The organism is Oceanispirochaeta sp. (assembly GCF_027859075.1).
In the GTDB taxonomy this organism is placed as follows: domain Bacteria; phylum Spirochaetota; class Spirochaetia; order DSM-2461; family DSM-2461; genus Oceanispirochaeta.
On sequence record NZ_JAQIBL010000246.1, the window covers coordinates 1 to 11076 of the forward strand.

Annotated in this window: 7 protein-coding genes and 1 pseudogene; 3 read left to right on the plus strand and 5 right to left on the minus strand. The window is 42.9% G+C overall.

The window, feature by feature from the left end:
- Positions 1–374: 374 nt before the first annotated feature.
- Positions 375–497, plus strand: a pseudogene (locus PF479_RS13665) (IS3 family transposase); the annotation flags it as partial.
- Positions 498–690: 193 nt separating this feature from the next.
- Here PF479_RS13665 and PF479_RS13670 read toward each other — a convergent pair.
- The 4 genes from PF479_RS13670 to PF479_RS13685 are packed head-to-tail and all read right to left on the minus strand — an operon-like array spanning position 691 to position 6062.
- Positions 691–3303, minus strand: a complete 2613-nt coding sequence (locus tag PF479_RS13670) for a LuxR C-terminal-related transcriptional regulator (RefSeq protein ID WP_298007542.1) — start codon at positions 3301–3303, stop codon at positions 691–693.
- Positions 3304–3349: 46 nt separating this feature from the next.
- Positions 3350–5293, minus strand: a complete 1944-nt coding sequence (locus tag PF479_RS13675) for an aminotransferase class V-fold PLP-dependent enzyme (RefSeq protein WP_298007544.1) — start codon at positions 5291–5293, stop codon at positions 3350–3352.
- A 16-nt stretch (positions 5294–5309) separates the two neighbouring features.
- Positions 5310–5465, minus strand: a complete 156-nt coding sequence (locus PF479_RS13680; RefSeq protein ID WP_298007546.1) for an NAD(P)-binding protein — start codon at positions 5463–5465, stop codon at positions 5310–5312.
- A 27-nt stretch (positions 5466–5492) separates the two neighbouring features.
- On the minus strand, positions 5493–6062 hold the full coding sequence (locus PF479_RS13685; RefSeq protein WP_298007547.1) for a hypothetical protein: 570 nt from the start codon (positions 6060–6062) through the stop codon (positions 5493–5495).
- 738 nt (positions 6063–6800) lie between these two features.
- Between PF479_RS13685 and PF479_RS13690 the strand changes: the two genes are divergently transcribed.
- Positions 6801–8741: a PAS domain-containing sensor histidine kinase gene (locus PF479_RS13690; protein WP_298007549.1), complete on the plus strand. Its 1941-nt coding sequence runs from the start codon at positions 6801–6803 to the stop codon at positions 8739–8741.
- Positions 8742–9918: 1177 nt separating this feature from the next.
- Here PF479_RS13690 and PF479_RS13695 read toward each other — a convergent pair.
- Positions 9919–10290 carry a hypothetical protein gene (locus tag PF479_RS13695; protein ID WP_298007551.1) on the minus strand — a complete coding sequence of 124 codons (372 nt, stop codon included), beginning with the start codon at positions 10288–10290 and terminating at the stop codon, positions 9919–9921.
- A 207-nt stretch (positions 10291–10497) separates the two neighbouring features.
- On the opposite strand from PF479_RS13695, the gene PF479_RS13700 reads away from it, so the two are divergent.
- The gene (locus tag PF479_RS13700; protein WP_298007552.1) at positions 10498–10635 is read left to right on the plus strand and encodes a hypothetical protein; all 138 of its coding nucleotides are present in this window, start codon (positions 10498–10500) and stop codon (positions 10633–10635) included.
- The last annotated feature ends 441 nt before the right edge of the window (positions 10636–11076 follow it).

Here is an 11076-nt window from a genome sequence, read left to right on the forward strand (position 1 = left end):
AAATAAAGGCAATAAATATCCGATAAAAATAGATAATAAACCATTCCAAAAAGACACACCATTCCCCTTGGATTCTAATCAAATGAAAAAATTATTCTGCAATTTATTGAAATATATAATTAATCCCATTCTCTTTATTTCCCCCTTGCTTCTGGATGAGTAAAGACCATAATACCTACTAAGATGTTTGCTTTTCGGCGATATATAGATTGTCAGATCGGCAATAAAATCTAAGACGTTAAAAGTTTAATATTCTATTTTAAATAGTTATTATACGTTGTCATTCACAGATGTAATCTTTTTTAGTGACTCTGGATGCTATGCTATATATTGACACAAATTCTTTCTTGAATTGTCATCAAAATTAACAGGAAAACGGCCAATACAAGGCAGAGGTTATTCATAAAGATGGCCCCTGGTGTTCCATTGAACAGGTTGAATTGGCGACACTCGACTGGGTGGACTGGTTTAATAATCGCCATATTATGGAACCTTTGGCTAGAGAATATGAAATGATGTATTATGAACAGGAAGTAAGTCTGGCTGTACATTTTACAATCCATTGGAGTTTTACATGTTCTCTATTTCATCATCGGAGGAATTCAGGGACTAATAGCATTCATTGTTATTTTTATGTAAGTTGTATTTCCTGTTTCTATTTTTAAGAAGATTCTGAACAACATATTTTCTTCAGTATAGATTTCCTATTAGTAAACCAAGCTCCCTGGCACGGGCAACAGCCTCTGTGCGGTTTCGAACCTGGAGTTTGTCGAATATATTCTGATTGTGACCTTTTACGGTACTCAATGCGAGAAAAAGCCTCTCCCCAATCTCATTATTTGAAAGCCCCAGAGATACCAGACTCAAGACGTCAAGCTCCCGTTCACTCAAGTCCTCCACAAGGGGTAGTAGATCTGTGCCATTGGGAGACAGGGAGGGTGTCTGTTTGAACCCCTCCAGAACTTTACATACATAGCTTTTTCCAGTTCTCATGGGTGATGCTTTGGTCAAAAGTGCTGCCATAGGGGGGCCTTCGTCGATAAAGAGACGAAAGAAACCGCCATGTTCTGCTTGACTAAGCACTTTTTGGATCATACTGACGGCCCGATCTTTTTCACCATGAAGGTGTAAAGCAAGTGCTTGCAGTACCATTGCTTCCAGTCGTTTATGCTCTCCCATCGGTTCCAGTACTGCCAGGGCAGAGACAGGGTCCTTCAAAGCAAGGAATATCCGGGCCTGACAGCTGGGATCGCCGGATTTTTTTGCCATTTTGGCAGCTGATGACAGATCATCCTGCTTTAAATGAACCATTGACTGCATGGCATACAGCTCTCCTGACCGGCGATCAGAGTTCAACCGGACTATGGCTTGTCTTACCTGCTCCAGAACAGCAGTGGCTCCTGCAACGTCCCCACGGGCCAGTATGACCCGGGAGAGAAACAGCTTGCAGACAATAGAACGGTCAACCTCACCATCATATTGGCGGGCCAGATCAACTCCCAGAAGACAGTGCTTTTCGGCCCCTTCCAGATCGTTCCATTCATAAAGGATGTGGGCCAAACCCATATGGGCTTCTTCTGCATTCGGTATAGGACAATTACTAAAAAGTTCAAGACTCCGCCGATAGGTCTCTGCAGCTTTATAAAGCTGATTATTCATTTCCTGCAGCTGGGCCTGTCCAAGCATTGCCAGTGACATTAAAAAGACATTTCCTGATGCCTGGCTGAATGTGATAACTTCCGCATAGGTTTCTTCTGCCTTTTCACTTTCTCCCATAAACTGATAGTAGACTCCCAGTGCCCAGGTAGCTACTGTTCGAAAGGAAACATTCTCCTTGTCCAGGTATTCCAATGCCCGCTGTGCCTGAACTTTGATATCTTGAAACCGATACTGGTAGATCGCATGTGTAGCCCGTGCCGCAGCGATGGTACCGACAAGGTTTCGATCTGAATCTCTGCTTTCGTTGGCGTTCATGGCCGCTTCTGCAATGCGGAGATTTTTCTCGACGTCGGTGGTCTGGCCTATTACCAGTGAGAGAGAGGCTTTCCTGACCCACAATGAGGGCCTTTTATTCAATTCGGTAATGGGCAGGGAATCCAACCATTTCAGAATAGTGACTACCATACTCTGTGAATGAAGGGGCATGGCTTTATCACTGATAAGGCGCTCCACACGGGGAATGTCATGGGCTGCAGCGGCATGATGAAAAGCTTCGGGATAGAGGTTGTTGTTTTCATACCAATGGCTGGCACGGATATGCAGTTCCGCAGTGTTTTTGCTCCGTGCCAATCGCTGCTTCAGTAAATCTGCAAATAGATGGTGATAACGGTACCAGCAACGTTCATTGTCCAGGGATACGATAAACAAGTTGATTTCTTCGAGGTACTTAAGGGATTCCTGCCCCCCGTCTTCTTCCAATACGGCATTGCACAGGGAAGGACACATCCTGTCCAGTATGGATGTGGAAAGCAAAAAGGATTGTAAATGTTCCGGTTGTCTGTGTAATACTTCCTCCAGGAGGTAGTCCATGACAAAACGGTGGCTTCCGGTAAAGGAATCAACAAGACCACCAGAGTCAGTTTGTCCCTGAATGGATAAAGCGGCCAGCTGTATGCCGGCAATCCATCCTTCAGTGCTTATGTCCAGGGTGTTTATTTCTTCTAAAGAAAGATTCAGACCCATCACGGCTCTCAAAAAATCTGCTGTCTCGGTAAGATTGAATCGCAGGTCTGCCATACGGATTTCAGTCAATTGCCCCTTGGCTCGTAAACGGGGAAGTGGGAGGGGAGGATCCTCACGTGTAGCGATGACCAGGTGCATCAGGGGAGGCATGTGGTCAAGCAGAAAACAGAGGGCATCATTGACCTGTATAGATTTTATAAGGTGATAATCGTCCAGGATAACAAATAATTTATAAGGTAGGGCGGCGATTTCATTGATCAGACCGATCATAATTGTTTCAACAGTAGGAGATTGGGTTGATTGAAGAACTCCAGTCCATTCCGCTCCTATGGTAGAGTCTACTGTCTGCAGGGCAGCAACTAAGTATGACAAAAACCGGGAGGGATCGCTATCCTGTTCATCAAGAGAGAGCCAGGCAACCCGTTGTCCGCAGCAGTCAATCCACTGGCTCAACAGGCTTGTCTTTCCAAAACCAGCGGATGCGGAAATAAGAGTCAGTTTCCCATGCATTCCCTCGTTCAACCGGTCAATTAGAGCGGGACGGGGAATCATGTTTTCCCCGAGAGAAGGGATAAACAATTTAGTAGACAGAATCATCCCGATCATAGAAGAAATATACATCAGGGACGAAATATATCCAACCGGAAAACCGGTTGGATCAACTCAGTCAGGCATAGACTTTTCCAATTAACTCCTTACAAAACAGCTCTATTTCTTTTTGAACCGAATTATCCGGAAGAAAGGGAGTTGCGTTGAGGGTCCGTGCAAATATTTTATCTAACAGGGTATGTCTTGAATCTGAAATATCCTGAAGGGTCAATATAAAATGATCAATGTGCTTTTTTTCATTATGGAGACCCAGGCTTACCCTGATTAGACCCGGCAGGATATGTTCAATCAGGTCAGGAAACATCTTTATCAGTTTATCAGCTATATACGCTCTGGCAGGATGGATATTCATAAGCTGCTTAACAATCATATGAGCGCAAAAACAACCGCTGCGGACTCCGATACCTCCCCGTTCCGCCAGCTCTTTTGCTGCCAGATTATGAGGTACAGAGGTACATGAAAAAACAACAGTACTTCCTTTCTCCTGAAACTGTGAACAGCTGCAGTCATTGACACCATATGTTTTAATTCCCGCAACTGTTGATAAGCCTTTTAAAATGTAACTTGTCAGCTCACTCTCTTCCCTGGATATAACTGACATTCCGATTCTTTGAAGGAGGGTGATGGCTTTGCCCAATGCAGCAATTCCAGTCAGGTTTTCTTCTCCAGAGGATTGAATACGAGTCAATTCTTCAGCCTTGAAATTCAGTAAACTTTTGCGAACGACTAAAACCCCACTGCCAAAAGGGGCATACATCTTGTGCCCGGAGAAGGCAAGATAATCAATGTCATCTGATTCCATTGAAATAGATCGATGGGCCACCAGTTGTGCTCCATCTACCAGTATGCGGGCATTATACTTGTGAGCCATTCCTGCCAGGGCTTTAATATCATTGTAACTCCCCAGTACATTGGACGCTCCGCAGAGTGCTACCAATTTGATTCTCTTTTTTCCATGGATCTGGTTGAGGTTATAGTCCTGCAGGATCTGATCCATCTCTCTGGAATTGATAAATCCATTATTGTCCACGGATAAGCGAATGACAGAGTTATCGGAAATATAACGCCAGGGGAGTTCGTTGGAGTGATGCTCAAGAAGAGTGTTCAATACGATCGCTTCGCACTCGTCTGTACATTCTTTTTTCCAATTTTGAGCCGCTATATTGATCGCTTCTGTTGTATTGGAACAGAACATTATCTCGTATTCATCCAGTGTAAAATCTAAAAAGTCCGCACAGATCTCTTTGACAAGAGGGATAATCCGCTGTTGAAGATGCAGGGGCTGTTTCCATGTCTGACACACCGTTCTCCATACAGGCATAAAGGTTGGTGTGCTGGCGGCATTATCAAAATTGGTATATTCGAGAAGCCCTTCTGAGGTGGGAACTTCAATATTATTTCCGGGGGCTGAGTCCCGGAGTGCCTGGAGTAAGTCAGAACCCGATAGATTTTCCAGATCATCTTTGTAGAGAATCTCTGCAATGCTCTGAGCACAATCGGCGTCTGTATTTTGAATCTCATTTAAAAACAGATCATGCCCCTGTTTTTTGCTGAGATGAAGAGATTTTATCAGGGCGATTATATTGATGATACAGGGAGTCCCGGCTTCAAAACGCTCCGGCCCTTTGGTAAATACAACAGAGTCGGGAGATACCAGTTTAACCACTCCTCCTCCGGTTTGGAATGGAATCCCCTTTGGAAGGGCGCTCCTCTTAACGGCCAGTATTCTAAGTCCCAGGGGCAAACCAATATCCTGACTTGATAAAGAATGGAATGAGCTGGATTCGAGCTGGGTCATGAGAGCATCAGCACGCAGGGGAGTCAAAAAGATAACGCTGTAATGTTCTTTATTCAGTTCCAGATACTCAAGAACTGAATCTCTTGCCAGTTCAATAAGTCGACTACTAACAAGAGAATAGTGCCCGGAACCCCTATTTACATTAGAATAAGTGGTCACTGCTGTAAATACTGCCGATTCAAGTTCTTCGAATGCCTGATTCATAACAATACCTGACTTTTTACGAAATGTTTTGATAAGGCGAGTAGGGAAGTGTACGGCCTTTTTCAAGTAGAAGAACTTTTTTGTTTCTTATACTTAGTTCCTTTGCCAGAGAAAGACCTGATAATCCTGCACCTACGATTATATAATCAAAATTATTGTTTTTTTTATCCATGTTTTTATCCTCCATTTCAAATTGAAATCAGAAGCGGTAACCCAGACGGAGACCCGGAATCCATTCCATCTGAGGGATGGTGTATTCTTCGCTTTCGATTATCAGGCTCTTTTGCTGCCTGGCATTAATTTGACAACTGAGTTGAAGGAACAATCCTTTGTAAACAAAGTACTGGAATCCAAGACCTAACCCTGCATCCAGTGTCTGCATATAGTCTTTTCCATCGCTGTTATTGCTCCGGATTTCCCATCGGTTAAAACTGATTGCCCCGGTAACAAACAGACATTTGGTCAGGTAATAATCCACCAGAAAACCAATAGAGCCGTCACTGAAGGAACGTTCAAAATCACTGGCTATCCTGTCAATTCCACTCTCTTCAAAATCTGCCGTACCACTATTCATGACACTGAGTCTGAACCTGAGATTGTCATAGTGTATTCCCGCAGATGCCTGATATCCTCCATTAAAAAAACATGGTAATTGAGATTCCAGTTCAAAGGAGAGGTCGTTTTGTGGTGTTTCCAGATCTTCTGCTTGTAAGAGAATGGTGCTTAAGAGCAAGGTGCTGAAAGTTATAATTAATACAATTTTTTTCAAAATCATCATCCTGTGTTTAATTTTGATTAAGTATATTGACGCAAAAATCAGAAAGAAAGGTACTAAAGTATTGTTTTAAGGTGAAAGACTGGAATTGGATCGGAGAATCCGGCGGTACAATCAAGGCATCTGGACTATTTGTTTGAAACTCTAAGGACTTACCATTCCACGATCTTCATATTCCTATGGGCGTGCCCCCCCTTAATCAGTTCCTGATACGGGGGATCGGGCTCATCAGGGGTGCCGTGCTGCGCACCGGAGAGGAGGACCCTTTTCGCCCTTATGATCCCTCACGCGGGAGGAATCATAAGGTAATCCGATTAATTCCAATTTTTTTCTTCTATTCCGCCTTTTTATTTATAATGTAGTTCTATTGTCTCTCAGGCCCCTCTATTCCTATATATTACTACTGGATATAGAATTACTCAATATTGGATTCCACTTGTTTCCAACATTTCTTTTGATTTCCATCAGTTTTAACTGACTTTTGCTTACACAACTGCATGTATGGAAACGGAGAGAATTTGGTATGTACTATTTTTTAAAGATGTTTCTGTCGATTTTAAAGCATCTGATAATCACAATTCAGTCGATTCATTTTGAATTGCCATCCCATATGCCATATTCTGTGCATTTCTGATTCGTAGGCTCCGAAATAGGATTTATTTGTTATGAGTTTAAGCTTAGTTTATAATACAATAATAAGTTATCGAATGTTGATCAAATGGGAGAATGATATTGGCGAAAGAAAAGAGCGATACAAATTCCTTAGTATACGCAGAGGGAATTATAAATACCGTACGTGAACCCCTGATTGTCCTCGATCAAGACTTAAGGGTGATTTCGGCTAACTGTTCTTTTTTTAATGTTTTCAAGGTAACCCCTGAAGAAACCATGGGACAGCTTATTTATGACCTGGGAAACAACCAATGGGATATCCCCCAATTGCGAGAGCTGCTGGAAACCATCCTGCCCGAAAAAACTACCTTTGATGATTACAAGGTAGAACACTATTTCAATACACTTGGCCGACGCATCATGTTATTAAATGCCAGGCAGATAAAACGTAAAGAGGGAGAGGAGAAAATAATCCTCCTGGCTTTCGAGGATATTACGGATAGGGAGCTAGCCCAACTTGCACTTGAAGACTCGGAAGAACGATTTCGGCGATTATTTGAAACAGCTAAAGATGGTCTTCTTCTTATAGATAAGAAGAATGGTCATATCGTCAATGCTAATCCGGCGGTTTGTAAGTTGTTGGGTTATACACATAAAGAGCTCATCGGTATGCCCCTTCAAGGATTCAATTTTTCAGTAACCATTGATGTTATTGATATGATATTGGAAAAATTAGTTACTCACGGTCTAATTACTTATGATGACATCTCTGTGAAAAATAAAATGGGGTCACGAATTACCATCGATCTACAGATAATTGACAGATCGAGGTTTCTTCAGTGCAATTTCCGAGACATAACTGAGCGTAAAGTTGCTGAAAAAGAAAAAGATATACTCACAGAGCAACTCAATCAGGCACAGCGGATGGAAACTGTTGGAATTTTAGCGGGAGGGATTGCCCATGATTTTAATAATATTCTGTCTATTATTTTTGGCAATGCGGAATTAGCCCTTAATGATATTTCTCCTGATAATCCTGTCAAACAAAACTTTGAAGAGGTACTTGCCGCTTCCATCCGGGCAAAAGATCTTGTCAGCCAAATACTAACTTTCAGCCGCAAAGATAAAACAAATCTTATTCCAATACATCCTCAGCCTCTCATCAATGAAACCTTGAAGCTTCTGCGTTCTACTACGCCAGCTACCATATCAATCATTCAGGATATATCTAAAGATTGCGGAAAGGTCATGACCGATATAACTCAATTCCATCAGGTCATTATGAACCTCTTTGGGAATGCCGTCCAAGCCATGGATGAGAAAGGCGAAGTGATCGTTAGTTTGAAAGAAGTATATTTAGATAGTAATGATTTTACTCATTTTTCAAAAATGTCCCCACTTTCAATGAAAACACCTGGAGCATTCGCTAAATTTTCTGTGGTTGATTCAGGAACTGGAATAGATCAAAAAATAGTCGAACAGATTTTTGAACCTTTTTTCACCACCAAGAAAGTTGGCGAAGGAACGGGCATGGGTTTGTCTGTTGTTCAGGGCATTATTCAAAGCCAGGAAGGATTTATAACAGTTGAAAGTGAAGAAGGTAAAGGAAGTACCTTTAGTGTTTTTCTCCCTATAACTCAAAAAGAAGAAACTCTTAAAGTTAAAGAAAGCAACATTCTTCTGACTGGCACGGAACGGATACTTCTTGTAGATGATGAAGAACTCCTCCTGCAAATAATGGTACGAATCCTGGAAGGACTGGGATATAATGTTATGAGTGAAAGTAGTAGCAATAAAGCACTTGAAACTTTCAAGGCAAACCCAACCCACTTTGATCTCCTGATGACTGACCAGTCCATGCCTGACATGTCCGGGGCAGAACTTGTCGCCGAGATATTGAAAGTGAGGCCGAATATGCCCATTATTATCTGCAGCGGGTACAGCACTAAAGTTTCTGAAAAAAATTATAAAGATACAGGTGTTAGTATGTATCTTAGTAAGCCATATAGCAGAAAAGAATTGTCCGAGTCGATCAGGACAGTACTGGACGGGAATGTGTAAATGGCTTTTATAGACACTAAAATTATCTTGTACAGCTGTGATAAACCGATTAAAAAAGATCCGATGAACAACTTAGCAAGATAACAATAACTTACTGCCGATAAGCCCCAATTCTGTCTCTATATCAACTTTAATGTTGAAATCAAACTCTCTCTACTGTGGTAAGTGGATCATCTTGTTTTCAAAGAAAGATTCGGAATATCAACTCATCCTACAGTTTCAGACGCCTGCTCGCTTCCCTCATAGCCCCCAGATAGAGCCTTGGGATGGTTGAAGCGTGGAACAGTTACCAATCAGGGATGAATGATCGCGCCTGGCGCCACCAGCAGAGATCTGAGAATTATTTATTGGAGATGTCTACTCTCGGAATGTGGGTTTTAAAAAAATCCCCAAACTGAAAGATTGTTTCCGGGTCGACCCTTCCACCCAGATCCGTCATCAGAAGGCATCTTCTGCCGGCCCCGTCTTCCCCAGGGATCCCACCTATAGATTGATACGCCCATGAGAATTGAACACGCTCACTGTTAGCGGTGGGGTTTGGCTGGCCGCAAGTCATCTTGCTTGCCTATGCAACCTGAGAAGTCCGGTAGTGTTCAGTATTATTAATAATGTGAAACAAGGAGAAATCTGAGGATTACATGATGCAATATTCCTCAATATTTAAGTCTATCTGTACTTTTCTGCAGAATAATGAAATTTTTCATCCTGGCAAGAAAAAAAGGATGTTCGGTATATGGTATGATAACCGCTGATGCAGAGAGCACACCCATTGGCATCAGAGTAGTAATAGTCTCTTGCTTGAGACATAGCATCAAAGTCATTCATTGCTTCAATTTCAATTCTATTCCCTTGCTCTGGTAGATAAGAACAAGACATCTTGTGGACTTCGTGATTTTTACCTTTGTTTACGTAGTACTTTGACATAATAAAACTCCTTTTATTATGACGAGTTATAATTGTAAAAGGAATGAAGAAATTATATAAGCCCTACAAGGTGGAATACACTCTATAATCATACTTATCAAGTAAAGGAAAAATGAATCTCAGTCCTCCGTTTCTCATTACTACTTATTCTTGGTGGCCTTGCCCTTGATGTATCCAGAATACCAGGATGGGCCGTCTACATCCGAGGGGAACCGTATCATAATATGATCCACCCAGCCCGCTCCACAGAGGCTCAATTCAACCAAAAACAAAAAGTCCCCCCCAACGGACCGCCACTGCTCCGCTGTATCCTCCCCGCGTACTGATTGTTAAAGAAATGAGAGTTGTTTTTCCGTACCTTCCACTCCCGCTTTTCAAGCCGGAGCTCCAGGGCTGATCCTCTATGGTACTGCTCCGCAGCCGTCCTTCTGTCGCGGCCTGCGCCGCTCCGGTTCCGGCCGTCCGCTCCCGCATCACCATCGGTTTTCACGCCAACCCCCGCAAACCGCCGTTCCGGCTTTCCTTTGCGGGCTTTTTCCCGATCGGGACTCGAGGAGTCCTCAATGCAAACATCCCTGTTTGCCCGGTTCTCCCTCTGGACTTCACGTCTGACATCCCTACTCATAAGGCCGGCCTGGTTAAAATCAGTTTAATTTTCCCTGCAACAGGTGAAGAGCAAAGAAAAGAAGCCTCATTCGCAGGGCTGCTTTTCAGGCGGTCTCCACCGGACAGACAGGCCTGTAAGGTCGGGTATTTTTATTCTTTCCCCCCTCCCGTCCCCCGTTGGGGGAGCGTCCGGTTCCGACCGCCTGAAAAGGAGATCCGCCAACAGATGAGTTTTCCCGCTGACACCGGACTCCGGGCACTGCTTCGCAGAGCCCTCCGTCCGGAGGGACCTGGAAAATATTTTTTAGCTTTTGAAATTTCACCCGGCGGGGGAGTTTTTTTAGGCAGCCCTGAAAGCTCCTGACGGTACTGTTGATAAATTTTGTGTATAGAGACGTCAATAAAGTATTTGATTTTTAATATTTTCTTTCTTTACCCTCTTTTTACTCTTTTTATCATTCTCCTAATACTTTCTATATTCTCTATACACTCTATACATTTAAAATTTAGAGGGATTATAAGAGATTATAATATCAGTCAGTAGAATTCTGTGGAAAATCTGCTCCCTACACAAAACATGTAGGGAGCTGTATAGAGGGCCCGTCCAATGGGGGATCTCGGGGCAAGTTTTGAAACAGCATGTAAAGACGGAGCCGATTGTCCCTACATTCGTCCCTACACAAAAACCGTCATAATCCCTCCAAAAGAGGCCTCTATACACAAAATCGGCCCTCAGTTTGAGGGCCGCAGCAGGATCGATATTTTGAATTCAGTACTCTTTTAAATAGTTTGGCTCAGCCTCTGC